This window comes from Agrobacterium sp. K11, assembly GCF_059429395.1.
Genome location: NZ_JCAHRB010000015.1, coordinates 45,308 through 70,760, shown reverse-complemented (window position 1 = coordinate 70,760; position 25,453 = coordinate 45,308). Strand labels below are relative to the sequence as shown.

At 59.0% G+C, this 25,453-nt stretch carries 25 protein-coding genes and 2 tRNA genes; 12 read left to right on the top strand and 15 right to left on the bottom strand.

From position 1 onward, the window contains the following. Positions 1 to 39 precede the first annotated feature (39 nt). Both AC5SEO_RS24680 and AC5SEO_RS24675 read right to left on the bottom strand, forming a co-directional pair. The gene (locus AC5SEO_RS24680) at positions 40 to 1,296 is read right to left on the bottom strand and encodes a YcbK family protein (protein ID WP_495364099.1); all 1,257 of its coding nucleotides are present in this window, start codon (positions 1,294 to 1,296) and stop codon (positions 40 to 42) included. A 157-nt stretch (positions 1,297 to 1,453) separates the two neighbouring features. After that, complete coding sequence (locus AC5SEO_RS24675) at positions 1,454 to 1,894, bottom strand: VOC family protein (RefSeq protein WP_003515949.1); 441 nt, start codon at positions 1,892 to 1,894, stop codon at positions 1,454 to 1,456. 190 nt (positions 1,895 to 2,084) lie between these two features. Between AC5SEO_RS24675 and AC5SEO_RS24670 the strand changes: the two genes are divergently transcribed. Next, positions 2,085 to 2,663, top strand: coding sequence for a cold-shock protein (locus AC5SEO_RS24670; protein ID WP_013636345.1), 579 nt, complete (start codon positions 2,085 to 2,087; stop codon positions 2,661 to 2,663). Continuing rightward, complete coding sequence (locus AC5SEO_RS24665) at positions 2,663 to 3,148, top strand: DUF192 domain-containing protein (protein WP_019567113.1); 486 nt, start codon at positions 2,663 to 2,665, stop codon at positions 3,146 to 3,148. Before AC5SEO_RS24670 ends, AC5SEO_RS24665 begins: the two co-directional genes overlap by 1 nt. Positions 3,149 to 3,207: 59 nt before the next feature. Here the strand turns inward: AC5SEO_RS24665 and AC5SEO_RS24660 are convergent, their stop codons facing one another. Next, entirely contained in the window at positions 3,208 to 3,456 is a 249-nt protein-coding gene (locus AC5SEO_RS24660) for a BON domain-containing protein (RefSeq protein WP_003515953.1), read from the bottom strand. A gap of 211 nt (positions 3,457 to 3,667) precedes the next feature. Here AC5SEO_RS24660 and AC5SEO_RS24655 point away from each other — a divergent pair, with 211 nt between their 5' ends. Beyond that, on the top strand, positions 3,668 to 3,937 hold the full coding sequence (locus AC5SEO_RS24655; protein ID WP_003515956.1) for a DUF982 domain-containing protein: 270 nt from the start codon (positions 3,668 to 3,670) through the stop codon (positions 3,935 to 3,937). A 582-nt stretch (positions 3,938 to 4,519) separates the two neighbouring features. Continuing rightward, the gene (locus AC5SEO_RS24650) at positions 4,520 to 5,662 is read left to right on the top strand and encodes a ceramide glucosyltransferase (protein ID WP_013636347.1); all 1,143 of its coding nucleotides are present in this window, start codon (positions 4,520 to 4,522) and stop codon (positions 5,660 to 5,662) included. Positions 5,663 to 5,716: 54 nt separating this feature from the next. Here AC5SEO_RS24650 and AC5SEO_RS24645 read toward each other — a convergent pair. Further along, a tRNA-Pro gene (locus AC5SEO_RS24645) sits at positions 5,717 to 5,793 on the bottom strand. Positions 5,794 to 6,058: 265 nt separating this feature from the next. Here AC5SEO_RS24645 and AC5SEO_RS24640 point away from each other — a divergent pair. After that, positions 6,059 to 6,364: an ETC complex I subunit gene (locus AC5SEO_RS24640; protein WP_003495468.1), complete on the top strand. Its 306-nt coding sequence runs from the start codon at positions 6,059 to 6,061 to the stop codon at positions 6,362 to 6,364. A 51-nt stretch (positions 6,365 to 6,415) separates the two neighbouring features. Next, positions 6,416 to 6,492, top strand: a tRNA-Arg gene (locus AC5SEO_RS24635). 7 nt (positions 6,493 to 6,499) lie between these two features. Here AC5SEO_RS24635 and AC5SEO_RS24630 read toward each other — a convergent pair. Both AC5SEO_RS24630 and AC5SEO_RS24625 read right to left on the bottom strand, forming a co-directional pair. Then, on the bottom strand, positions 6,500 to 7,285 hold the full coding sequence (locus AC5SEO_RS24630) for a DUF429 domain-containing protein (RefSeq protein ID WP_313594894.1): 786 nt from the start codon (positions 7,283 to 7,285) through the stop codon (positions 6,500 to 6,502). Positions 7,286 to 7,301: 16 nt separating this feature from the next. Continuing rightward, complete coding sequence (locus AC5SEO_RS24625) at positions 7,302 to 7,457, bottom strand: hypothetical protein (protein WP_003515963.1); 156 nt, start codon at positions 7,455 to 7,457, stop codon at positions 7,302 to 7,304. A 236-nt stretch (positions 7,458 to 7,693) separates the two neighbouring features. On the opposite strand from AC5SEO_RS24625, the gene AC5SEO_RS24620 reads away from it, so the two are divergent. The 4 genes from AC5SEO_RS24620 (at position 7,694) to AC5SEO_RS24605 (ending at position 11,268) form a co-directional block, all read left to right on the top strand. Then, positions 7,694 to 8,992 (top strand): efflux RND transporter periplasmic adaptor subunit, encoded by a 1,299-nt coding sequence (locus tag AC5SEO_RS24620; RefSeq protein ID WP_174068479.1) that lies wholly within the window; start codon positions 7,694 to 7,696, stop codon positions 8,990 to 8,992. Positions 8,993 to 9,006: 14 nt separating this feature from the next. After that, entirely contained in the window at positions 9,007 to 9,726 is a 720-nt protein-coding gene (locus AC5SEO_RS24615; RefSeq protein ID WP_038491350.1) for an ABC transporter ATP-binding protein, read from the top strand. Beyond that, positions 9,716 to 10,924: an ABC transporter permease gene (locus AC5SEO_RS24610; protein WP_003515968.1), complete on the top strand. Its 1,209-nt coding sequence runs from the start codon at positions 9,716 to 9,718 to the stop codon at positions 10,922 to 10,924. The genes AC5SEO_RS24615 and AC5SEO_RS24610 overlap by 11 nt, the downstream gene beginning before the upstream one ends. Before the next feature lie 62 nt (positions 10,925 to 10,986). Then, the gene (locus AC5SEO_RS24605) at positions 10,987 to 11,268 is read left to right on the top strand and encodes a hypothetical protein (protein WP_003515970.1); all 282 of its coding nucleotides are present in this window, start codon (positions 10,987 to 10,989) and stop codon (positions 11,266 to 11,268) included. Positions 11,269 to 11,289: 21 nt separating this feature from the next. Here the strand turns inward: AC5SEO_RS24605 and sufA are convergent, their stop codons facing one another. The 7 genes from sufA to AC5SEO_RS24570 form a co-directional block, all read right to left on the bottom strand. Further along, entirely contained in the window at positions 11,290 to 11,679 is a 390-nt protein-coding gene (gene sufA, locus AC5SEO_RS24600) for a Fe-S cluster assembly scaffold SufA (RefSeq protein ID WP_174068480.1), read from the bottom strand. 112 nt (positions 11,680 to 11,791) lie between these two features. Continuing rightward, the gene (locus AC5SEO_RS24595; RefSeq protein ID WP_003515972.1) at positions 11,792 to 12,175 is read right to left on the bottom strand and encodes an SUF system Fe-S cluster assembly protein; all 384 of its coding nucleotides are present in this window, start codon (positions 12,173 to 12,175) and stop codon (positions 11,792 to 11,794) included. 23 nt (positions 12,176 to 12,198) lie between these two features. Continuing rightward, the gene (locus tag AC5SEO_RS24590; RefSeq protein ID WP_003515973.1) at positions 12,199 to 13,449 is read right to left on the bottom strand and encodes a cysteine desulfurase; all 1,251 of its coding nucleotides are present in this window, start codon (positions 13,447 to 13,449) and stop codon (positions 12,199 to 12,201) included. Then, positions 13,442 to 14,713, bottom strand: coding sequence for a Fe-S cluster assembly protein SufD (sufD, locus tag AC5SEO_RS24585; protein WP_003515974.1), 1,272 nt, complete (start codon positions 14,711 to 14,713; stop codon positions 13,442 to 13,444). Before sufD ends, AC5SEO_RS24590 begins: the two co-directional genes overlap by 8 nt. Positions 14,714 to 14,737: 24 nt before the next feature. After that, on the bottom strand, positions 14,738 to 15,493 hold the full coding sequence (gene sufC / locus AC5SEO_RS24580; RefSeq protein WP_003507958.1) for a Fe-S cluster assembly ATPase SufC: 756 nt from the start codon (positions 15,491 to 15,493) through the stop codon (positions 14,738 to 14,740). 72 nt (positions 15,494 to 15,565) lie between these two features. After that, on the bottom strand, positions 15,566 to 17,035 hold the full coding sequence (gene sufB / locus AC5SEO_RS24575; protein WP_003507956.1) for a Fe-S cluster assembly protein SufB: 1,470 nt from the start codon (positions 17,033 to 17,035) through the stop codon (positions 15,566 to 15,568). Positions 17,036 to 17,235: 200 nt separating this feature from the next. Continuing rightward, positions 17,236 to 18,405, bottom strand: a complete 1,170-nt coding sequence (locus tag AC5SEO_RS24570) for a cysteine desulfurase family protein (RefSeq protein ID WP_174068481.1) — start codon at positions 18,403 to 18,405, stop codon at positions 17,236 to 17,238. Positions 18,406 to 18,616: 211 nt separating this feature from the next. Here AC5SEO_RS24570 and AC5SEO_RS24565 point away from each other — a divergent pair, with 211 nt between their 5' ends. Continuing rightward, positions 18,617 to 19,294 carry an alpha/beta hydrolase gene (locus AC5SEO_RS24565; protein WP_003507952.1) on the top strand — a complete coding sequence of 226 codons (678 nt, stop codon included), beginning with the start codon at positions 18,617 to 18,619 and terminating at the stop codon, positions 19,292 to 19,294. 114 nt (positions 19,295 to 19,408) lie between these two features. On the opposite strand, the gene AC5SEO_RS24560 is transcribed toward AC5SEO_RS24565, so the two are convergent. After that, on the bottom strand, positions 19,409 to 20,530 hold the full coding sequence (locus tag AC5SEO_RS24560; RefSeq protein WP_112154609.1) for an anhydro-N-acetylmuramic acid kinase: 1,122 nt from the start codon (positions 20,528 to 20,530) through the stop codon (positions 19,409 to 19,411). A gap of 151 nt (positions 20,531 to 20,681) precedes the next feature. Here AC5SEO_RS24560 and tyrS point away from each other — a divergent pair, with 151 nt between their 5' ends. Next, entirely contained in the window at positions 20,682 to 21,935 is a 1,254-nt protein-coding gene (tyrS, locus tag AC5SEO_RS24555; RefSeq protein WP_003515978.1) for a tyrosine--tRNA ligase, read from the top strand. A gap of 45 nt (positions 21,936 to 21,980) precedes the next feature. Here the strand turns inward: tyrS and AC5SEO_RS24550 are convergent, their stop codons facing one another. Further along, complete coding sequence (locus AC5SEO_RS24550; protein WP_174068482.1) at positions 21,981 to 25,364, bottom strand: YhdP family protein; 3,384 nt, start codon at positions 25,362 to 25,364, stop codon at positions 21,981 to 21,983. Positions 25,365 to 25,453: the final 89 nt, after the last annotated feature.

Here is a 25,453-nt window from a genome sequence, read left to right as displayed (position 1 = left end):
AACGCGCAAGCTTTGATGGTTCGAGAATGCGGCGCGAGATTATTTACGCGGGGCGGTGCGACGGCAGCGCCAGTTCCAGTCTCTGGCTTCGCCGGTATCCATGTGAACCGATTCGGTGTGGCAATAGGTGCCTACACCACCACGCTGCGGCATCGAGCGCAGATAGGACGCAAGCTCCCATTTGGAAACGCCCTTGATCTGAATGTCGGCTGCATCGCAGGTGTAGTGCTTGGAACCCTGCCTTATGCCCTTTGGCGGGCGATAACCCGAGGTAACGATGGCCGGGCTGTTGTAGTGGCGCTCGACATCCTTGATCATGCGCACCAGTTCCGGCTTGAAACAACCGACTTCAACATGATCGGTCTGCAGGAAAAGCCCGTTCGGAGAAACTCGGGTGAGGCCGGAGAGCGAGGCAAGCTTCATCAGGCCGGCCGGCTGGTCATCCTCGTCTTCGAGATGCGCATCGTCGAATTCGTCAGACATCATCGAACGGCCAGAAAGCGATATACCCATCGTCCTGTCCGACCCGCCGGAAAGCGCGGCAACCTGCGTATTCTCCGCCGTACCGTTTTCGATCATTTTCGGAAGGCGCTTCTTGGCCGCACCGGCGAAGAAAGCTGCCAGCGGCACGACTGTGCCCTCACTTTCCTGCCCCTCGCCTGCCCGTTTCCCGGCTCCAGAAGACTGCGCTGAAGCAGCTGCGAGCTGTTCCGACGCATTTTGCGGCGCTGGTACGGGAACCGCCTGACGGTTTTCGCTGTGCTGTTCTGCCGGTACCGGCACGGCAGTCGGCACTTGTCCCGTTGCGGATACCGGTTGCGGCTGTGTCGCCTGCACTGGTGCCGAGTAGACGCTGCTGACGGCGGGCGCGATCCCCTGGGAAGGTGCACCCGCGGCGGCTGTAGCTCCCGCCGCAACGGCAGGTCTGCTTGAATATATGCTTGATGTACCCGCGGAAATCGCCGTCGGCTGCGTCGTCAGGCCGCCAATATCGGCGGCGGCACCGTAGCCTTGTGCTGGGCCACCGGGCGCCTGCGGCTGGGCCGCAACGGCCCCGCCGGTTGCGGAGGCCACGGCGGGATCCACGTAATGCCCCTGCTGCTGTTTGGCGGCCGGATTATGAACCGCCGATGCCGCCTGCACCTTCTGCTCGGCGGAAATCGCCGGCTTTTTGCTGTTGGCAGCCATGTCGTCATCCGTCACCGCTGAAACGCATCCGGCAAGCCCGAGCAACGAAACCGCGACAACAAGACGCTGACAGGCAACGCGTCCTTTCGCGCTATCGACAGCTTTCATGGGTGGCCTCCGTATCTTGCATTTACAACAGCAGCACGGGAACGGAATCGTCTGCTTTTTCAAAACAGGACATGCCGTTTCGATTCGCGGACTATGCCTCAACCCATCCGGACAAGGCAAGAGTGACCGAAATCGTCGCTTCTGGTCGGGAAAACCCCTACCAGGAACCCGTATTCTGCATAGATATCCACGGTTCGGCTGGCGCGAGGCTTTCGCCCTTCTGCAAGATTTCGAAAGAAATACCGTCGGGCGAACGAACGAAGGCCATGTGACCGTCACGCGGCGGCCGGTTGATCACGACGCCATTTTGCTGAAGGTGGGCACAGAAGTCGTAAATATTGTCGACCTCATAGGCCAGGTGCCCGAAATTGCGGCCGCCGGTGTAATCTTCGGTGTCCCAATTGTAGGTGAGTTCAAGGGAAGGCGCCTTTTTTTCCCGCGCCGCAGAGATATCGTCGCGCGCTGCAAGAAAAACCAGAGTGAAACGGCCTTTTTCGTTTTCGATCCGGCGTATTTCCTCGAGACCCATCAGGTCGCAATAGAATTTCATTGATTCGCCAAGGTCTTTGACGCGAACCATCGTGTGCAGATACCGCATTTTCTTCCTCTCCAATACGCTTTTCCGGGCCATAAACGCATGATCGCAAGCCCCGGACAAGGACGGCGACATAAAAGCAGCTACGCAAATCAAAAACTAGGGCTTGCGTGGAACCGTTACCAAGATGTTAATCTGGTACACAGGAATCAGTTGACCGGTGTGTGGCGCGTAATCGAGGGGTTGGCAGGATATGGCTGATAGGATGTCATCGAAAACGATAGTCGATGTCGAGGACCTTTCGGCCGACGCCGTGGATCTGACCGAAATCACCGGCGCGGTGAAATGGTTCGACGTTGCCAAGGGTTTCGGCTTTATCGTGCCTGACAACGGCATGCAGGACGTGCTGCTGCATGTCTCCTGCCTGCGCCGCGATGGGTATCAGACCATTCTCGAGGGTACGCGCATCGTTGCCCTCATCCAGCGGCGTGACCGCGGCTTTCAGGCCTTCCGCATCCTGTCGATGGATCAGTCCACCGCCGTTCACCCGTCGCAGCTGCCGCCGGTTCGCACCCATGTGCAGGTCACGCCGTCAAGCGGGCTTGAGCGTGCAATCGTCAAGTGGTTCAACCGCACCAAGGGTTTCGGCTTCTTGACGCGCGGCGAAGGCACGGAAGATATTTTCGTGCATATGGAAACGCTGCGCCGCTTCGGCCTCACGGAACTGCGTCCGGGCCAGGTGGTGCTGGTGCGCTTTGGCGATGGCGACAAGGGTTTGATGGCGGCGGAAATCCACCCCGACAACCCGGCCCCGATCGGGATGTCGCACTGATGGCCGCTGTGTTTCGCAACTTGATGAAGAGCGCCGTTCTGGCGCTTCTTTTTTTCACGCTCTCAAGCGCAGCACAGGCTCAACAGCAGCAGACGTTTCAATCCGAACCGCTGACGATAGAGACCGCCTCCGGAGAAACCCACGAATTTGTTGCGGAACTGGCGCTGGACAACGCCCAGCGCGAACAGGGCCTTATGTTTCGCAAGTCAATGCCGCTTGGAAGCGGTATGCTGTTCGATTTCGGCAAGGAGCGGGATGTGGCCATGTGGATGAGGAATACTCTCATTCCGCTCGACATGCTGTTCATCGCCCGGGACGGGCGCATAACCCATATCCACGAGAACGCCGTGCCACACTCGGAAGCGATCATCAGCTCCCGTGGGTCGGTCAAATTCGTGCTTGAACTGAATGGCGGCACTGCCAAACGCTACGGCATCAAACCGGGCGATGTGGTTCGCAGTGCACAAATCGGCAACCGGAAATGACATTGCCGCGTTACTGCGTCTGAAAAGGCCGGACGACGTTTCGCCCGGCCGGCAAGATCTCAGTAGACCGGCTCGATATGGCTCAAAATCCGGCAATTGGAAATAGATGCGGCAAGATTGATGGCAATGTCGATTGCCTCGACCGAATCCGCCGTCCCTTCAAGATAGATAACGTCATTTTCGACGGTTGCGGAAATCCGCGACTTCTCGAGACCGTTTTCGAAAGCCAGTGCAGAGGTGATGGCCTCGCATACACCCGCCATGCGGTCTCCAAAGAAGCTTTCCTGAATGCCTGACAAATTGAACATGTGCGTTCTCCTTCTTGGCTATTACAACGCCCGAATCACGGTTTTGTTCATCTCCGGTTCATCAATTCGTTCATCTTCCATTCATCTTGGCAAATTGGAACCCCCTGCCCGATCACATTTTAGGTGATCGGGAACCATTTCGTGAGGTGAGCATTTCGCGCATGGGAGTGAAATCTGCCGTCAAGGCGCATGAAACAGGGAGGAGAATGACATGCTGATTAACAAAACGGAGCCGTGTCACCACGCCTCGTGGATGAAGCCGGTGGCTATCCACCTGCCGCTATCCGCAGCGGTGGAAATCTACAGCCCTCTGGTGGCGCTGGACATGCTGATGTACCGCTGGCCGGATGAACACGGACCGGAATATGAGGACGCACGCAGAAACTGTCTCGATGCTATCGCCGGAAAATGCGACATCGAAAAAGCGCGGGAATCGTTTCTGGTCGCAAGCAGCCACGCGCATATTCTGAACATCCACTAGTCGTCACGCGGAAGGCTTTGTGAATATTATCGACTAAATATCAATCACTTAAGGTGATGACAACCGGATGAGCGGCAAGTCGATCTGCCGTCATCAACATGGCTCCAGGGGTCAAAACAACGGGCAATCCACCTGCGTGGATCGCTCGTTTGATTGAAGCCTGAGCTTCGTCCTATTCAAATGGCCGGGCGCACAGGGATCGGGAGGTTGCTGTGAGATACACCGTCTCAATTTTCCTCATGCACCGGCAGTGAATACTCGGATAGATTTCGTTCTTACAATCGGTGTTTCGACGTGACTATTCCTGATAGCGCGACACGCCCGCTTCGTCGTTATGGCATTCAACCAGGCAAACAACCGTCTCCCCTAGCGAACAGGTAGCCTGCAAAAACCGTTCACGCTTTCTCGGTAACAAACGCGGCATCGACCCGTGCGCCAGGGGCGCATGAACGACCGAAGTCGGATCCTGCCTGCGGAACATGACATGTAACTGTCATGCAAACGTTATAATCCGCAATGACGAATTCCATGGAATCGGTTGGCGGGTAAACCGCTGAAAGCTTGGGAGTGGAACTGGCCAACATGGAAACTGTTTTTGCCCTTTGCGCAATTCTGCTCCTCGCCTTCAATCTTCTCGGCGTCGTTCTGGCAGGCTGGCGGCTGAAAAGACGCGATACGGACAACGCACTTGTCCGGCAGAAACCGCCGGTATCGCTGGTGGTACCGCTGCGCGGCATCGAAACTTTCACGCCGCTGACGCTGTCGCGCGCCTTCCAGCTCAACTGGCCGGACTATGAGCTGCTGTTCTGTGTCGCCGACGAGTTCGATCCTGTGATCGAGGAAGTGCGCAAGGCAAGCGCGGCCTTCCCCGCAGTTTCAGCGCAATTGCTCATCGGCGATGATCGCATCAGCGCCAATCCCAAACTGAACAATTGCGTCAAGGGCTGGCGTGCTGCCCGACACGAATGGGTCATTCTGGCCGATTCCAATGTCTTGATGCCGCAATCCTATATCGAAACCATGATGTCGGCCTGGCGGCCGGATAGCGGACTGGTCTGCTCGCCACCGCTCGGCTCCCGGCCGGATGGCTTCTGGGCGCACGTGGAATGCGCCTTCCTCAACGGCTCGCAAGGCCGCTGGCAATATGCGGCGGAAGCCATCGGCATGGGCTTCGCGCAGGGCAAATCGATGTTGTGGAACAAGCCGTTCCTGGAAGAGCGCGGCGGCATCCGCGCGCTCGCCGCCGAAATCGCCGAAGATGCCGCTTCCACGAAGCTGGTCAGAAACGCCGGTCGCAAGGTACATCTGGTGTCGGCCCCGTTCGAGCAGCCGCTCGGACAGCGCCATGCCGGTGAGATCTGGTCGCGGCAGACCCGCTGGGCGCGGCTGCGGCGCGTCACCTTCCCGCAATATTTCGCCCCGGAAATCCTCACCGGCGCGCTTCCCCCGCTCCTCTTCGCGCTCGCCGCCGCCGTTGCCGCGGATGCGAACCTTGCCGTCACCGCGATTGCCGTACTCTCCATCATGTACGGCCCGGAACTGGCGCTCGCAGCTCTCAACCGGTGGCCGGTATCCCTCTATACCCTTCCGGCAATGGTCGCGCGGGATGTCATCATGCCATTCGTCTGGGTACGCAGCTGGATCGGCAGCGCGGTTGCATGGCGCGGCAATGTCATGACGATCGGCACGGCCGAAAGCACATTGGCCGGACCTTCAGCGGACTGAACGGAAGCTATTATTTAAAGGGGTTACACCTACAAGCGAATGTTTCGCTTTAAATGGTCGGAGTGGAGAGATTCGAACTCCCGACCCTCTGGTCCCAAACCAGATGCGCTACCAGACTGCGCTACACTCCGCCGAGGCGATGGCTGGGGAATACACGGTTCACCCGCAGTCCGCAACAGGGAAATTCATCTTTGTTGAGCCCATTGCCTCGATTGTTGAAAACTCATGCAACGCGGTGGGACCGTTAAGAGGCCGCAAGGGATAATCGTCTTGACTCTCACATGGAGTCGGTCCATTTCAAATTCAGCGTTCCTGACACGATTTGGTTATTCTATTCAGGTACGTGAATAGTAATCCGGGGCGCATGCCCCACCGCCCAACCGGAGCAGTTTCGACATGTCTGCGAAGATTTACCGCCCTGCAAAGACCGCCATGCAATCCGGCAAGGCGAAAACCAATGTCTGGGTTCTGGAATTCGACGCTGAGGTCCCGCGCAAGATCGATCCGATCATGGGATACACCTCGACATCCGACATGAAGCAGCAGGTCAAGCTGACATTCGAGACGCAGGAACAGGCCGAAGCCTATGCGCAGCGCAAGGGCATCGAATACCGCGTCATCCAGCCAAAGGAAGCAACCCGCAAGGTTGTATCCTACACGGATAATTTCCGCTTCAACCGCACCCAGCCCTGGACGCATTGAAGAAGACGCACTGAACGATTTTCAGCCGGAGCAATAATAGTCCGGCACGACGGCCCCTTAGCTCAGCTGGATAGAGCGTCGACCTTCTAAGTCGAATGTCGCAGGTTCGAATCCTGCAGGGGTCGCCATCTCCATCTAAACTGCCGCTTTCGGGATCCAGATCGCGGAAATGTCGTCGCCATACGGCACTGCTTCACTCTCCAAAGCACAAATCCCGACCCAGGCGCACACGACGGCATCCATCTTGTCCTCAAAAGCCTTCATCTCCCATCCCTTTGCGTTCGTCGCGGGAATGATGAGTGCATCGGCAACCCCACCTATCCGTCGATCCAGATGTGCGATGATGAAAGACCAGACCTCGAGGAGTTTGGCGCGACGGTCTGCGGACGTATCCGACCGCCAGTAGCTGCCGACTTTTCCCTGCTTATACGGAAGCCGTTTCGCGGCGTTGGTCAGTTCAACGAGCGCAGGGTGCGGGTAGACTTCGAGCAGACCGGGACTGCTGATTTCCCTGGTTAATAACGGATATCCCGCAAGTTCAAACCCCATTTTGAGGTCATCACTGACCTTGCCGGGCCTGATTGCATTTGGGGTGTGGGTGCCGCATTGCCGGGAACCATAGGCGGAAGACACCAGATTGTCCGAAGCACGGCGGGCAGTAATCGGTTGATGCGAGAGCGGCATATCAATCGTAACGAGATCGATCTTGCATCCCGTAAGGGCTTCTGCGGCCGCCAGAAGCGCCGATGCTTCGGCAACTGATCCCCTGGGGCGATCAGCGAGAACCGGGATATCGGTTCCACAGGCAAGGAAGCCAACGTAGGAAGATGCGGCGGCACGCAGCGTCCAGCCTGTTCCATCGTTGATGACCAAGGCGACCCCGCTTGGCTGGGTAACAGTCCATGCGGCGTCTATAGCCAATACGGCTTTCAGAGCGTCACCCCTGCCCGAACAGCGTAAAATACCCCCAGGCGGCGGCGAAAAAAGCGATGATGGCGGCGATCGTCAGGGCTTTTTTTGATTTTGGCCCAAGCGGCTGGCGCGGCTTTTTCGGGGGCGCCGGTTTGCGGAACTTCACCACATTGTCGTTCATTATATCATCGTCCTGCATGTCGCTGCTGAAACCGGCGCCACATCAATGACATCGGCCTTTTCGGATTTATCTCTAGCAGACCAGAGCTATCATAAATATTACCAAGTTTTCACTTCCCCCTTTGGGCAAGCTATGTCACTTCCCACAATCAGAGGAATACAAACAGCGACAGACGGACCGGAAACAGGGGTTGGAAACAATCCTCTGTGGTATTTTGAATTTTGCGGGTGACGAAAATGAATGACGCCAACACCAATGGCCGCGACACGGAAAACAGCCAGCCCGATCTGCGGGACATTCTGGGTACCAGCAGGTCAGGTAGAAAGAAGAAGTCGCGCCGCTATCTCTATGCCGCAGCAGCCGTGGCGCTGATCGGCGGGGGCCTTGGTTATTATTACCAGTCGCGTGCCGCAGGCGTCGCCTATACCTACACCACGGAAGCGGCGAGACAGGGCGACCTTTCCGTCATCGTAACCTCCACCGGCTCAGTCCAGCCGACCGATCAGGTCGACATATCGAGCGAATTGTCCGGCACCATTCGCAAGGTCAACGTTACCTATAACAGTCCGGTCAAATCAGGCGATATTCTGGCGGAACTGGACACCAACAAGCTGGAGGCCGACGTGCAGAGCGCCCGCGCCAAGCTTGCCTCCGCCAAGGCCAATGTGCTGAAGGCGCGCGCCGACCTCGGCTCGGCAAAAACATCGATGGAGCGTCTGCGGTCCCTCGTCCAGAGCCGGGTCTCCAGCCAGCAGGATCTGGATGCCGCGCAGTTCAACCACGATGCCGCCGGCGCCACGCTACAGGTCAACGAGGCGACCGTGCTTTCGGCGGAAGCGGATTTGCGGCTGGCCGAGGTCAATCTCGGCAAGGCAAAGATCGTCTCGCCCATCGATGGTGTCATCCTCACCCGCAGTGTCGATCCCGGCGCCACCGTCGCCTCCTCGCTCAACGCTCCCGTGCTGTTCACCATTGCTGGCGATCTGCGCCATATGGAATTGCAGGTGTCGGTGGATGAGGCGGATGTCGGCAAGGTTGAAACCGGGCAGAAGGCCACCTTCAACGTCGATGCCTATCCCGACCGTAGCTTCCCGGCTGAAATAGAGACCGTGCGTTTCGCCTCCGAGACCGTGTCTAACGTAGTGACCTACAAGGGCATATTGACGGTGGACAATGAGGAATTGCTGCTGCGCCCCGGCATGACGGCAACCGCCAATATCGTCGTTGAGGAGATCAAGAATACGCTGCTGGTGCCGAATTCCGCGCTCCGATATACACCGCCGCGCGAATCCGCCTCCCGTGGCGGTGGCTTGATGAGCCTGTTCCGCCCTCCCCGCATGGGCCGGTCGCAGAACCGCGATGCCGGTCCGGCCGCGACAGGCAAAAGAACGGTGTGGGTGCTGCGTAACAACACGCCCGTCTCGGTTTCGATCGAAACCGGCTCCACCGATGGCCAGCATACCGTGGTAAAATCGGGCGAGTTGAAGGCCGACGATCTGGTGATTACCGACGCCTCAGCCCGCAACGCCGGCTGACGGAGGAAAACCACATGCAACAGCCGCCGCTCATAGAATTCCGCGATGTCGTCAAGCAATATGGCCGGGGCGAAGCGACGATCCGTGCGCTTGACGGCGTCAGCCTGTCGATCCACGAGAAGGAATTCGTCGCTATCATGGGGCCATCCGGCTCCGGCAAATCCACCTCGATGAACATCATCGGCTGCCTGGATGTGCCGACATCGGGCGAATATCTGTTTCAGGGCGTGCCGACCAGCGGTTTCGACAATGAACATCTGACGCTGCTGCGCCGCCACATGCTGGGTTTCGTGTTTCAGGGCTTCAACCTTCTGTCGCGCACCTCGGCGGTGGAAAATGTCGAGCTGCCGCTCGTGTACCGGGGCATGAAAGCCTCGGAACGGCGCGCGCGCGCCATGGAGGCGCTGGCACAGGTGGGTCTGAAGGGCCGCGAGCACCACACGACGCAGGAGCTTTCCGGCGGTCAGCAGCAGCGTGTGGCCATTGCACGGGCGATTGTCACCCGCCCCGCGCTGCTTCTGGCCGACGAACCCACAGGCAACCTCGACACCAAAACCAGCGCCGAGATCATGGAGCTGATCACCACGCTCAACCGCGACAAGGGCATTACCGTCGTCATGGTCACGCATGAAGAGGATATCGCTGCCCATGCGGGACGCCTCCTGCGTTTCGTGGACGGCCATCTCGCCTCCGACAGCGCAGCGGAAAACAAGGAGACTTCCGATGTTCTTTGAAACGTCGCGTCTTGCGCTGCGCGCCATCAGCCGCAACCTGCTCCGCTCCTTCCTCACCGTGCTCGGCGTCGTCATCGGTGTTGCCGCCGTCATCGCCATGGTAACCATCGGCAACGGCACGACCGAACAGGTGAAATCGGAATTGTCGCGGCTCGGCACCAACATGCTGTTCGTGCGCCCCGGCCAGTTCGGGCCCGGCCGCGCCAGCACGGAAGCCAAACGTTTCGATGATCGCGATGTCGAGGCGATCCGCAACCAGATCAGCGGCCTGCGCGCCGTTGCTCCGCAAAACCGCAGCTCCGCCGCAACGGTCATTTTCGGCGGCAAGAACCACCAGACAAGCGTCATCGGCACCACCAATGATTATCTTGTGGCACAGGACTGGACGCTTGCGCTGGGCCGTGACTTCCAGCCGGCCGAAGATCGCGGAGGGCAGATAGGCTGCATCATCGGCGAAACGGTGCGGCAGGAACTATTTGGCGCTGAAAACCCGGTCGGACAGACAATCCGCGTCAGCAACATCTCCTGCCCCGTCATCGGTGTTCTCGCCCGAAAAGGCCAATCCGGCCTTGGCGACGATCAGGATGACACGATCATCATGCCGCTCAAAATCCATCAGCGGCGCATTGGCGGCACCACCACCATTTCCTCGATCATGGTCTCCGCGCAGGACGGCGTTTCCACCGCCAAGGTGCAAAGCGACCTGCAGAACCTGCTGCGCGAGCGGCGGCGCATCAACATTGGCCGCGAGGATGATTTCACCGTCAACGACATGACGCAGATCGCCTCGGCCATGACCGGCACGACAACGCTGCTCACCGGGCTTCTGGGTGCGGTTGCAGCCGTCAGCCTGCTGGTCGGCGGCATCGGCATCATGAACATCATGCTGGTTTCGGTAACCGAGCGCACCCGCGAGATCGGCATTCGCCTCGCCATCGGCGCACTGGAAAAACAGGTACTGACGCAGTTTCTGGTGGAAGCCGTCATGCTCTCTGCCCTGGGCGGCACGGTCGGCATCTTGACGGGCCTTGGCCTTGCCTATGGCGTCGTCAGCTTCCTCAACGTGCCCTTCGTCACCAGCCCGTCGATCATCTTCCTCGCCTTCGCCTTCTCGGCTGCCATCGGCGTGATTTTCGGCTATTTCCCGGCGCGGCGGGCAGCGAGTTTGAGCCCGATCGAGGCGCTGCGACACGAGTGAAACGAGCCGTCGAGGCTGCAACGGCCTCGACCGAATGGGTTCATGATTTACGGAGAGTTTCGATGTTCAAATCGGTATCGGATAGCGCCGCTGCTGCAGACGGCGGTTCGCTTGCGCTCTTCGTGGAACGAATTGACGGGCAAACGGAACTGTTTGTGATCAATCGCTCCCTCGCGTCACGCGGAACGCCCGACTACAACAAAGTCAGTTCCAGCCTTCGACCACTTGCCGAGGAGGATTGCGGGAAGATTGCAGCAGCTCTCGAGCCGCTTTTGACAACGACGCCATCGATTCATCCGCTGGCAGATTTTATCGATACGCTGAAACAGCAATCATCCCGCTGATCGGAAAAATGGCGCAGCCAATCAAACGCTGGCTTCAGCCTCGCGCTGCTTCGCCAGCGCCGCCAGATCGGCAGGCTTCAGTTCCACCGACTCACCGCAGCCGCAAGCGGACGTCTGGTTCGGGTTGTTGAAGGTGAAGCCGGAGCGCATCTTGGTCACTTCAAAATCCATCTGGGTGCCGAGCAGATAGAGCACGGCGGAGGGCTGAACCCACACCTTGGCTCCATCGAATTCGACCAGATCGTCCTTCGCATCCGCCTCCGTCACGAGGTCGATGGTATATTCCATGCCCGCGCAGCCGCCCTTCTTGATGCCGACGCGCACACCCTTGGCGTCCGGGCCGGAATTCTCGACGATTGCTTTAATGCGCGAGGCAGCAGCCCCGGTCATGGTCATGATCGCAAAGCCCATGGGCTTAATTCTCCTTCGACAATCGAGTTCAAGGCTCGATGTTTATGGATTTCAATTTAATAGCGCTTGAAGGCGCCATCAAGGGATGACGCCTGTCAAAATCACGTCAGTTTCAATACCAGCCGACGGCGACCTGAGCCTCTTCCGACATGCGGTCCGGCGTCCACGGCGGATCGAAGGTCATCGACACTTCGACACCGGAAACACCTTCGACCGCGCCGACGGCATTTTCCACCCAGCCCGGCATTTCGCCGGCCACCGGGCAGCCGGGCGCTGTCAGCGTCATGACGATCTTGACCATCCGGTCGTCCTCGATGTCGATCTTGTAAACGAGACCGAGTTCGAAAATATCGGCCGGAATTTCCGGATCGTACACGGTTTTCAGCGCCGCGATCACGTCGTCGCTAAGACGCGCCAGCTCGTCGGGCGCAATGGAAGACGGCTTTGCAGCGTCTTCGGTCACATCATGGGTCTTTGCAGTGGCTTCGGCAGTCATGGTCCTGAACCTCAATCCTGATATCAGGCGAAAAATTTGCGCGCATAATCAAGCGCCTCGACAAGACGATCTACTTCGGCGCGGGTATTGTAAAGGCCGAACGATGCCCGGCATGTGGAGGTGACGCCGAACCGTTTCAAGAGCGGCATGGCACAATGAGTGCCGGCACGCACGGCAACGCCGCGCCGGTCTATCACCATCGACACGTCATGGGCATGGATGCCCTCGAGTTCGAAGGAGAAGATACCGCCCTTATCAGGCGCATTGCCGATGATTCGCAGTGAGTTGACCTCGCGCAGCCGCTCGGCAGCATAGGCCGCAAGATCAGCCTCGTGGGCTGCAATCGCGGCACGGCCGAGATTGTCCATATAATCAAGCGCATAGCCAAGACCGATAGCCTGCACGATGGGCGGCGTTCCCGCTTCGAAACGATGCGGCGGCTCGTTATAGGTCACATTGTCTTCGGACACGTCGAGGATCATCTCGCCGCCGCCCTGGAACGGCCGCATCTCGCTCAGGCGGTCAGCCTTGCCGTAGAGCACGCCGATGCCCGAGGGACCGTAAAGCTTGTGGCCGGTCATGACGTACCAGTCGCAATCGATATCACGCACGTCGACCGGCATGTGAACCGCGCCCTGAGAGCCATCGACAAGCACCGGAATGCCGCGCTCATGGGCGATGCGGCAGATTTCCTTGACCGGCACGATGGTGCCCAGCGCATTCGACATATGGGTGATGGCAACGAGCTTGGTGCGCTCCGTCAGGCTTTTTTCGAAAGCCTCGATATGGAACGCGCCGTCATCATCGACAGGCACCCAGACAAGCTTGGCGCCCTGCCGCTCGCGAATGAAATGCCACGGCACGATGTTGGAGTGATGTTCCATGATCGAGATGACGATCTCGTCGCCCTCGCCGATCTTTGGCATGCCGTAACCGTAAGCAACGGTATTGATCGCCTCGGTGGAGGATTTGGTGAAGACGATCTCGTCCACCGAACCGGCATTCAGGAAACGGCGCACCTTTTCGCGCGCCGCCTCATAGGCGTCGGTTGCGGCATTGGAGAGGAAATGCAGGCCACGATGCACATTCGCGTATTCATTGGAATAAGCATGCGAAACGGCGTCGATGACCACCTGCGGTTTTTGAGCGGACGCGCCGTTGTCGAGATAGACCAGCGGCTTGCCATAGACCTCGCGCGACAGGATCGGGAAATCCTTCCGCACGGCTTCAACGTCATAAGGGGCCGCCAATGCGGCGCGTTCGCTCTCAGGCATGATGTTCCAGCCAGCCGGAGATGATAGTCTCTAGCGCCTCTACCAGATTTTCTTCTTCCAGTTCCTCGGCGATCTCAGCGACGAAGGCATTGACGAGCATCGCCCGCGCTTTTGCCCGCGGCACGCCGCGCGCCATCAGATAATAGAGATGGTTGTCGTCAATATCGGCAACCGTCGCACCGTGACCGCACTGAACGTCGTCGGCGAAGATTTCAAGCTCCGGCTTTGCCGAGAACTCGCCATCGTCAGACATCAGCAGCGTATTGCACGCCATCTTCGCATCGGTCTTCTGGGCATCGGGGGCAACCCGGATCATGCCCTGGAAAATGCCCTTTGCACGGTCGAAGACCACGTTGCGGAACACTTCCGTCGAGGTCGTGTTCGGCACGTTGTGGCCAAGAACCATCGTCACGTCGGTATGGGTTTCGCCGCCCAACAGGTTGACGCCGCGAACGGTGAGGTCAGTACCCTCGCCGTCCACGTCGATGCGCAGTTCCTGCCGCACCAGCTTGCCGCCGGCATTGATGACGAACAGACGAATCTTGGCGTCCGCACCGATTTTCATGCGCAGCTGGCCAAGATGAATATCGGCCGCGCCCTGTTGCTGCAGGATGATCCAGGTCACTTCCGCACCGTCTTCGACAACGATGTCGGTGACGGAGGAAACCAGGGCGGCATCCGAAGTCACCGAAAGGTGACGCTCGATGACGGTCGCCTTCGAACCCTTGCCGAAGCGCACCGGGAAGCGGCTGTGAACCTGACCTGCGCCATGGATCGCCTGCAATTCGATCGGCTTTTCGATCTCGGCATCGGCGGGAATGTCGAGCGTCAGGCCGTCGCGCACGAAGCTGCCGTTGATACGACCGATCACGTCGTCCTTGCTGGCTTCCGCAAGGCCTGTGGCGGCCGAGCCGTCAAGCAGGCTCTCGGCAAAGCTGGAAACGCTGATATCTTCGATCTTGCCGACATTGGCCGTGCCATGCAGCACGTAGGCGACGGACGAGCCGGCGACAACAGACGCCTGCTTTTCGATAACAGGTGCGGGCTGGTCCTCGGGAATGGCACGCAACAGGCTCTTGAGATCGGTATAGTGCCACGCCTCGATGCGGCGGGTCGGAAGACCGCCGGTCTTCAGATCGTCGAACAGCACGTCACGGGCGGCGACAACCGCACCATTGCCCGGCAATTCGCTGAACTTGGCGGTATAGGCGTCGATCAGCGCGGTTTCCGCTGGCGTCAGCCGATTGGTCGTTTGAATGTTCATGGACATCACCTCCTGGCCTCTGGCTTAGGCCGCTTCACCGATGATGTCGGCGTAACCATTGTTTTCCAGCTCCAGCGCCAGGGCCTTGTCGCCCGAACGGATGATCTTGCCCTTGTAGAGAACGTGAACGCTATCAGGCACGATGTAATCGAGCAGGCGCTGGTAGTGGGTGATGACGACAGTGGCGCGATCCGGCGACTTCAGCGCATTGACGCCATCAGCCACAATCTTCAGCGCGTCGATGTCGAGGCCGCTATCGGTTTCGTCGAGAACGCAGAGCTTCGGCTCCAGCAGTGCCATCTGCAGGATTTCGGCGCGCTTCTTCTCACCGCCGGAGAAACCGACGTTCAGCGGACGCTTCAGCATGTCCATGTCGATCTTCAGATCGCCGGCAGCTTCCTTGACGCGACGGATGAAGTCCGGCGTCGTAAGCTCGGCCTCGCCGCGCGCCTTGCGTTGCTCGTTCATAGCAACCTTGAGGAACTGCATGGTGGCAACACCCGGAATTTCGACGGGATACTGGAAGGCCAGGAAAATACCCTTGGCAGCGCGCTCGGCGGCATCCAGTTCCAGAATGCTTTCGCCGTTATAGAGGATGTCACCGGAGGTGACTTCATAGTCTTCGCGGCCCGACAGGATGTAGGACAGCGTCGACTTGCCGGAACCGTTCGGGCCCATGATGGCCGCAACTTCACCGGCAGCAACCTTAAGGTTGAGGCCCTTGATGATCTCGGTTTCGGTATCGGCGATCTTTGCGTGCAGGTCGATGATTTCAAGCATGGTTTTATCCTAAGAATAGTGTGAGCGAAGGTGCGCGAAACCGCGCACTCAAAGTGCGTATTCGTATGACGATCAGCCGACCGAACCTTCCAGCGAAATGCCGATCAGCTTCTGCGCTTCAACCGCAAACTCCATCGGCAGCTGCTGGATAACATCCTTCACAAAGCCATTGACGATCAGTGCGATCGCCGACTCCTCGGGGATGCCGCGCTGCAGGCAATAGAACAGCTGGTCTTCGGAAATCTTCGACGTGGTCGCCTCATGCTCGAAATGAGCAGACGAGTTCTTCGCCTCGATATAGGGCACGGTATGCGCGCCGCACTTGTCGCCGATCAGAAGCGAGTCGCACTGCGTGAAGTTGCGCGTGTTGGTCGCCTTGCGGTGAGCCGAGACCTGCCCGCGATAGACGTTTTCCGAGAAACCGGCGGCAATGCCCTTGGCGATGATGCGGCTCGACGTGTTCTTGCCGAGATGGATCATCTTGGTGCCACTGTCGATCTGCTGATGGCCGTTGGAAACCGCGATCGAATAGAATTCGCCACGGCTGTCGTCGCCGCGCAAAATGCAGGACGGGTATTTCCAGGTGATGGCCGAGCCGGTTTCAACCTGCGTCCACGAAATCTTCGAACGGTTGCCACGGCAATCGCCGCGCTTGGTCACGAAGTTGTAGATGCCGCCCTTGCCGTCCTTGTCGCCCGGATACCAGTTCTGGACGGTGGAATATTTGATTTCGGCATCGTCGAGTGCCACCAGTTCCACCACGGCGGCGTGAAGCTGGTTCTCGTCGCGCTGCGGCGCGGTGCAGCCTTCCAGATAGGAGACGTAGGCGCCCTCTTCAGCGATGATCAGCGTGCGCTCGAACTGTCCGGTGTTCTTTTCGTTGATGCGAAAATAGGTGGAAAGCTCCATCGGGCACCGAACGCCTTTCGGCACGAACACGAAGGAACCATCGGTAAAGACGGCCGAGTTCAGCGTTGCGTAGAAATTGTCCGTCTGCGGCACGACCGAACCGAGATATTTCTTCACCAGATCAGGATATTCGCGCACGGCTTCGGAGATCGACATGAAGATCACGCCGGCCTTTGCCAGTTCCGCCTTGAAGGTGGTGACAACGGAGACGCTGTCGAACACGGCATCCACGGCCACACGACGGTTTTCCACGCCGGCCAGGATTTCCTGTTCCTTCAGCGGAATGCCCAGCTTCTCGTAAACCTTCAGCAGCTCCGGATCGACTTCGTCCAGCGACTTCGGGCCGGGCGTGCTTTTCGGTGCGGCATAATAATAGAGATCGTTGAAGTCGATCTTGGGGTAGCTGACGCGCGCCCATGTCGGCTCTTCCATCGTCAGCCAGCGCTTGTAAGCCTCAAGACGCCATTCCAGCATCCATTCCGGCTCCTGCTTCTTGGCCGAGATGAAGCGGATCACCTCTTCCGAAAGGCCCTTCGGGGCCTTGTCGACTTCAATTTCGGTTTCGAAGCCGTATTTATACTGGTCCACATCGATCTGGCGAACCTGATCGATCGTTTCCTGAACCGCTGCCATGTCGTTCTCCAATCTCGCCGGAGCCAAGGTCCGGTGGCTTGTCAACGTATCAAGGCGGATAGCCGCCTTCATCCATCTTCGGGCAAATAATCCGGGCCCGTATAAACGGGGCGGAGCTTATACCCATGTAAGTGCGGGATGGCGCTTTTCACACATCCCGGCAAGCGGAAAATTGCTATTCCGCAATTCTTTGCCGCATTTTAAGCGGCCTGACCGGTCAGCCTGCGCCGCCCGGCAATTTTCGTAAAGGCTGCGAGCGCGCGCTCGATATCCGCCTCATCAGTCGCATGACCAAGCGAAATCCTGAGTGCGCCAAGCTTGGGATCGCGTCCCATCGCCGTCAGCACATGGCTTTCACCCACCTTGCCGGAAGAGCAGGCCGAACCGGCCGAGAGCGCAATGCCTTCGATATCGAATGCAATCTGGCCCGTTTCCGCCTTCAAACCGGGCAAGGTGAAAAACGTGGTATTGCCGACACGGCCGACATCCTCACCGTAGATGATCACGTCAGGCGCGACTGCCCGCATGCCGTCTTCCAGCCTTGCGCGCAGCGCTGCAAGACGCGTCGCTTCGGTCTCGAGGTTTTGCGCAGCAATAGCGGCGGCGGCACCGAAACCGATGACCGACAGGGTATTTTCAGTACCGGAACGATGTCCCTTTTCCTGGCCGCCACCATGGATCAACGGCTTCGGCATCATCACCTCGCCGCGGGACACCAGCGCCCCCGCACCCTTCGGACCACCAAGCTTATGGGACGAGATCACAAGGAAATCGGCCTCCAATGCATTGATATCGAGCGGAACGCGGCCGGCAGCCTGCACGGCATCGACGACCATCAATCCCCCAGCTGCATGTGCAAGCCGCGCCGCTTCAGCCACCGGCTGAAGAATGCCGGTCTCATTATTGACCAGCATGCAGGCGACCATCGGCAGGCCAGTGGACTTGTCGTGCACTGACAGCAGCGCCTCAAGGGCCGCAAGATCGATGACACCCGCTGACGTAACGGGAATTTCCGTAACGTCAGCCTTGCCGAACCGGCCTCCTTCACGAAAAGCGGGGTGTTCGATCGCCGAAACGTAAAGACGACCATAGCGTACGGGAGCGCGCCCCATCTTGAATTCAGGCGAAAGCACCAGATTGGCCGCTTCGGTCGCACCGCTCGTAAAGGTCACATGCGACGCCTGGGCGCCGCAGACCACAGCAACGTCACGACGCGCGGCCTCGACGGCCGCACGGGCTGCGCGCCCTTCCCGGTGTACGGAGGACGGATTACCCGTGATATCGAGAGCGCGGACAAGAACATCCCGCACGGCAGGCAAAAGCGGCGCCGTGGCGTTCCAGTCCATATATGTGCGCGTCAAAACCGTCATCGCGGAAAAGCTTCGCTCAATCTTCCATGCGCCAAAACGCATTTTTCTTGAAATTACAGTTGCGCTTGCCTTATGACACGGTCCGAGTGCTTAAGCACACGCAAAGTTTCGAATTATTCTAAACTGCGTTCTAGAAAAGATGACACAGTTCGTCAAGTCTTCTCGTCGGAAGAATGCGGTTGGAGAATGAAAAAACACGACCGGAGTACCAATGCCCGAAGTCATTTTTAACGGCCCTGCGGGTCGCCTCGAAGGCCGTTATCAACCCTCCAAGGAAAAGAGCGCGCCGATAGCGATCATCCTTCATCCGCACCCGCAGTTCGGCGGGACGATGAACAACCAGATCGTTTATCAGCTCTTCTATCTTTTCCAGAAGCGCGGTTTCACGACGCTCCGGTTCAACTTCCGCTCCATCGGCCGCAGCCAGGGCGAGTTTGACCATGGCGCCGGCGAGCTTTCCGATGCCGCGTCCGCTCTCGACTGGGTGCAGAGCCTGCATCCCGATTCGAAAAGCTGCTGGGTCGCCGGTTATTCCTTCGGCGCCTGGATCGGCATGCAGCTTCTGATGCGTCGCCCGGAAATCGAAGGTTTCATGTCGATTGCGCCGCAGCCCAACACCTACGACTTCTCTTTCCTCGCCCCCTGCCCGTCTTCCGGCCTCATCATCAATGGCGACGCCGACAAGGTCGCGCCTGAGAAGGACGTCAACGGTCTGGTCGAAAAGCTGAAGACCCAGAAGGGCATTCTCATCACCCACCGCACCCTTCCCGGCGCCAACCACTTCTTCAACGGCAAGGTTGATGAGCTGATGAGCGAATGTGAGGACTACCTCGACCGCCGCCTGAATGGCGAACTGGTTCCGGAACCGGCAGCGAAGCGCATTCGGTGATTTAGGAGCGCAGCTTAGGTCAGTGTTGATCTACCTACAATGATCGACGGCGGGCTTGGCTCACCCCCTCTGACCTGCAGGGCAGAGGGGGTGAGCCAAGCCCGCCATCGTCTATTACGCCCTGACCAAAACCCCACCCGTAACCGGCTCATTCACACCGGTCGTCCCCGGATAGGTTAGCGGCAGCCCCTTCAGCGATCGCACCGCCAGATAGGCCCAGGCCTCAGCCTCCATCGCCCCGCCGTCGAACCCCGCCTCTTCCGCCGCGATTACCCGCGCACCCTGCTTGGCAGCAAGGCTCGCAAACTCTTCCATGATAACAGGATTGAGCCGCCCGCCGCCGCAGATCACATAGGTCTTAGCCGCTTCCGGCAGATAGCTCGCCGATTTGAGGATCGCGGCACCCGTCAGATGCGACAGCGTGCGTGCGCCGTCCGCCAGCGAAACCTCGCCCTTTTGCGGCGGCACGAAATCGCTGCGGTCAAGCGAGCGGCGGATATTGGCCGAGAAGAACGGGCTTTCCATGTAGCGCGTGACGAGCGAGGCAACGACGCTGCCGCCCGCCGCCGTCCTGCCGCCCTTGTCGAAGGCTTTGCCCGTATGCGCCTCGATCCACTGGTCGATCAGCATATTGCCGGGACCGCTATCGAAAGCCGCAAGCCGCCCTCCCTCGCCGATATAGGTGAGATTGGATATGCCGCCGATATTGACGAAGACGGCGGGCGTTTCGAAGCCATCAGGCAGATTGGCGGAGAGCGCCATGTGGTACGCAGGAATGAGCGGTGCGCCCTGCCCGCCATGCACCATGTCGTTGGCACGCATGTCGTACACCACATCGATACCGGTTTCCTCGGCCAGAAGCGCGCCGTCGCCGATCTGCACGGTCAACGCCTCATCCGGCCGATGCAGCACCGTCTGGCCATGAAAACCGATCACGTCTATATCGCTGGCTTCAAGCCGATGGCGGTGGAGGAAGGATTTGACTGCCGCCGCATGGGCAAGCGTCAGCTTGCGTTCCGCATCCGCGAGGTCACCCGGACGCTCGCGCCGTTCGCGAATGGCTTTGGCCGTAACCAGCGCCTTCTGCCACGTGGCGCGCAGGCCCGGATCATAGGGGAAATAACCGCTCGGCCCATGCCGGACCACGTTTTCGCCATCCGTGCGCAACAGGCCGATATCGATGCCGTCCATCGACGTCCCGCTCATCAGCCCGATTGCCGTTTTGACCTCGCCCACGCGCTGCTCCCTTTCAATATCGAATCATGCGGAGATGAATCGCCGTTATTCATGGCCGAAACGGGTGCACTTTTCAAAAAACAATGGTAAAGCCCCCCCGCGTTCATTGACAGACAATGACGGCAAAGGTCCAACCAGAAAGAAAAAGGTTATGTCCAGGTTCAAGTCCGATTTCCTCCGCACGCTCGATGAGCGCGGCTTCATTCACCAGATCTCCGACGAGTCGGGTCTCGACGAACTGTTCGCCAAGGAAACCGTGACCGCCTATATCGGCTATGACCCGACGGCCTCCAGCCTGCATGTCGGCCACCTCACCCAGATCATGATGCTGCACTGGATGCAGAAGACCGGTCACCAGCCGATTTCGCTGATGGGCGGCGGCACCGGCATGGTTGGCGATCCCTCCTTCAAGGAGGAGGCCCGCAAGCTGATGACGATCGACATGATCGAGGACAACATCACCTCGCTCAAGCACGTCTTCGCCAACTACCTCGATTACGATCGCGCGGAAAATCCGGCGCTGATGATCAACAATGCCGACTGGCTGCGTGGGCTCAACTACCTCGAATTCCTGCGCGACGTCGGCCGCCACTTCTCGGTCAACCGCATGCTGTCCTTCGACAGCGTGAAGACGCGCCTCGACCGCGAGCAGTCGCTGTCCTTCCTCGAATTCAATTACATGATCCTCCAGGCCTACGATTTCGTGGAGCTGAACCAGCGTACCGGCTGCCGCCTGCAGATGGGCGGCTCTGACCAGTGGGGCAACATCATCAACGGCATCGACCTCGGTCACCGCATGGGGACACCGCAGCTCTATGCGCTGACCTCCCCGCTTTTGACCACGTCTTCGGGTGCGAAGATGGGCAAGTCCGCGTCCGGTGCCGTCTGGCTCAACAAGGACCTGCTGCCGGTCTATGATTTCTGGCAATACTGGCGCAACACGGAAGACGCGGACGTGGTTCGCTTCGCGAAGCTCTTCACCACGCTGCCGATGGATGAGATCGCACGCATCGCCGCCCTTGGCGGATCTGAAATCAACGAGGCGAAGAAAATCCTCGCAACCGAAGTCACGGCTATCCTGCATGGCCGCGCTGCTGCCGAAGAAGCCGCCGAAACGGCGCGCAAGACTTTCGAGGAAGGCGCGCTTGCTGAAAACCTGCCCTCCATCGAGGTTCCGGCATCCGAACTCGATGCCGGCGTCGGCGTCCTGTCGCTCATCGTCCGCGCTGGCCTTGCCGGCTCGAATGGCGAAGCCCGCCGTCACGTTCAGGGCGGCGCGGTAAAGATCAACGACAAGGGCGTATCCGACGATCGCCAGATGATCGGTTCCGCCGAGATCACCGGCGATGGCATCATCAAGCTTTCGGTTGGCAAGAAGAAGCACGTTCTCGTTCGCCCGGCGTAACACCCGCGCAAATCATCAGATGAAGGGCCGCGGAAGCGGCCCTTTTTATTGAAACTCGAAAATCTGCCTGAAGACGCCCGGCGCAATTAGCGACAGCGGGTTTATAGTCAGCTTCGGCTGGTCCGTCTGGCCGGAAAGCTTGAAGGTGATGCCGAGCAGACCGCGGTCTCGGCCGTTTCCGAGGAAGATGCCGATAAAGGGCAGCTCGCCGAACAGCCGGTTCAGGCCATAGGCGGGCATGAAGGTGCCGGTCATGTCCATACGGCCGTTCTGGTCTTTCAGCAGGCCCTGGAACGTCGCACCGATCTGCTCGCCGCGCACCACGCCGTTTTCCACCGCAACCGAGCCGTTGACGTAAACGAGCCGGGCAAAACCGCGCTGGAATTTCTCCGAGCTGACATCGATGTTACGGCGGACCGCCGTGTTGAGGCTCCGGCCGTCATCGCCCGTCGGCGTGGCGACGATATCCTGAAGCTTCGCTTCGTTGACGACGGCGAAATTGCGCAGATCGAGCGAGCCGCTCCAGTCGCTGCCGTTGACGGTCGAAAGTGCGAGATTGAGAAGACCACCGCGAATGCGGGTGTAGATATTGGTGAAACGGGCAAGAGAACCGGCATCGCTGCTGGTGAGCGTCACGGTTCCCGTCGCGCCGCGATTGGTCGTCTGAGCCACAACCGCCTGACCTCTGCCGGTGACGCCGCGAAAATCGACCGAACGGACCTTGCCGTCACGCACACTGACATCGGCACTGACATTGGAAAGGATCTCGTCATTGAAGCCGTAGACCTTGTCGAGTTGCGCCTTGATGGCAAGGGACGGCTGCGAACGCGATGTGCCGTCACCTGCCCCTGAGGAACTGCGAAGCTTTGAGAGGAAAGGCCGGAGATCGGCAGATTTTCCCGAAGCGTTGATGCTGTATCCGTTTTTGGAGGCAGTGACGGCGACGGCGTAATTGTCGGAAGGTGACAATTGCACGCGGCTGAGATCGGCGGAAATCAGCCCGTTCTTGGTGAAGGTGACATCTCCGGCCGCGCCGAAGCCGTCCCCGGTTAGGGAGAAATCACTGATCGTCGTGCGGCCATCGCTGGTTTCCAGGGTAAAGGTCACTTTTGCCGGAATACCGACGCCCTTGCTCCATCCAAGCCCCGGCAGAATGATAGACGCCTTCGCCAGATCGAGCTGTATCTCCTGACTTTTCGTATCCGCGCCATCGATTTCCACGACGGTCGTGCCGCCAAGAACCGTGGAAAGCTCCGGTGCAAGCTTGGCGACCTGCGTCTCGTTCAGGGTTGCTTTCAGCGACAGCGTTGGAGCAACGTCGCTGTTCTTGCGCACCGGCTCCGTCATCTCGATAGACATCGGCACATCGTCCACCCGGCCCTTGCCTTCAAGCTTGAGCTGCCGGTCGTTGATGGACATGAAACCGTCAAGCGCGGTCACCTTGCGGCCAGCAAACGGCTTTGTCAGCGACAGGTTCTTCAGATCGAGATCGGCAGTCCACACCGGCGGCGGTGGATTTTGGCTGGAAAGCATGCCGACGGTCAGCTTTGCATTCGCCGTCACGTCGCCGGTGAAGTCATCCGGCTTGAACTGCGTATCCTTGAGCGCATTGATAGGCTTCAGCGTCGCAAGCTCCGCCACGGCATCGGCCGAGCCCGAAACATTCAACTCGAGATTCCCAAGCAGGGGCTTTGCATAGACGTCGGACATGGAGAACCGGCTGTCCTCCAGCGCAAGCGACCGATTGGAGGCGAAATAGGATGTCGCGTTCTTGAGATCGACATTCATCCGGCTGCCGACGAGATTGAAATGCGCATCAACGTCGCGCAGCGGCGGAATGTCGCCGGTGGTATTGAGACGCGTACCGTCGATATCGAAGCGGATCTGCATTTCGCTCTCGCCCAGCACCAGCGGGCAACCGGGACCGCACATCCGTCCCTGAGGAATGAAGATCGCAATCGAGCCGTTCGTGACCGTGCCGCCATAAAGATTGGAGACCACCCACTCGCGCGGCTTGTGCGCCATCCAGAACGGCCAGAGCTGCTTGACCGCCGTGGCCTCCATCTTGGGAATCTGTCCGGCGAAACTGATTTCAGGCGAGCCCTGGCCGAAGCGGATTTTCAGCGAGCCTGCCATGTCTCCAAGCGGGCCGGTAACGTATAGCGAGGGTACCTCAAGCTGCCTGGTCGCGACATTGAATTGCCCATCCGCCTTCAAGCTGAAAGGAACGGGGTCTTCGCCAGAGGCTTCAGCCGAGGCAACCGCATTGTCGATCCGCAGCGAAAGACCGAAGCCCTCTTGGGTATCCGTGATTTCCCCAGTGACCGGAATAGCCGTTCGCCCAAGGTCGATCCGCGAATTCCCGATGACAAGACTGTTTTTCTGAAAATCGTAGCGCGCGTTGACGGTGCCGGCAGTGAAGGGCTGAGCCTCGCCGCCGATAAGAAGCATTCCATTGCCCATGCCGAGCGAGATTTCCAGCCGCGGCTCATGTCCGGGCATGGAACGCCGGGCGAGGATGCTGACACCGGTCTTGACGTTCAGCCCCTCATGAAGATTGCCTTCAGGATCGAATTTTTCCAGAAAAGGACCGATGTCGAAACCGTCGATGCGCGCGTCGAAACCGTCGATCACACCGCCTGATCCCGATGTCTTTAGCGACAGGCTGGCGATTTCGCCGTTAAACAGCGTTTCACCCTCAAGCGAATATCCGCCCTGCTGGTCAGGGGTCAACGAAAGTTCACGCACTTCAACGACGCGTGGCTTGCCGGCTTCGCTCGGCGGCAAGTGGATCGAGACGCTGGAAATATCGATTTCCTCGGTTCCGCTGCTTAAAAACGCCTGCGCCAATTTGTCCAGCTGGGAAAACGCCGCCTGCAACTGCTGCGGCACCGCGTCCAGCCGGATGCTGGCGAGGTCGAAACCGTTACCCTTCGGCAGTAGGGCCGTATCGAGTTCCATCCCGTCGGCCTCGAGACTTTGCACGGAGACGCGTCCGGTCAAAAGCGCGAGCGGATCGAGCGCCATGCCGATAGCCCTTGCGCGGCTCAAATGCTGGCCGGATTCCTTCTCGACGATATCCACATCCTCGGCCACCAGCGCAAGCCGCAGCCCGGTCGAGAACCTGATGGCCGAAGAACCGATTCGCGCGCTGTAGTGGGGTCCGAGCGCCCGTTCGAGCGCCTGCTGCGCCTGGCTGGAAAGGGCATTGTCGATCGATCCGGTTTCGACGGAGACAATGATGCCGCCGATGGACAAGAAGGCCAGTACGAAAAGAGCAGCGAAAATCTTGATGAGAGCACGCGCCATGGAGCGCGGCGCCGGGCAATGCACGATGAGAGGATCTTCGGCCTGCGCCGAAGGAAGATCATGCAGCGCAACGATATCGCGCTTGCTGAACTTGACCTTTTCACCCCTTACTTCAGCCATACGCCCGTGTTTGCCCCTGAATAGCTTTTGTTTCGCCTCAACACTGGACGACGCCCGGTTTCGCTATATATCGAATGTGGCGACTTTCA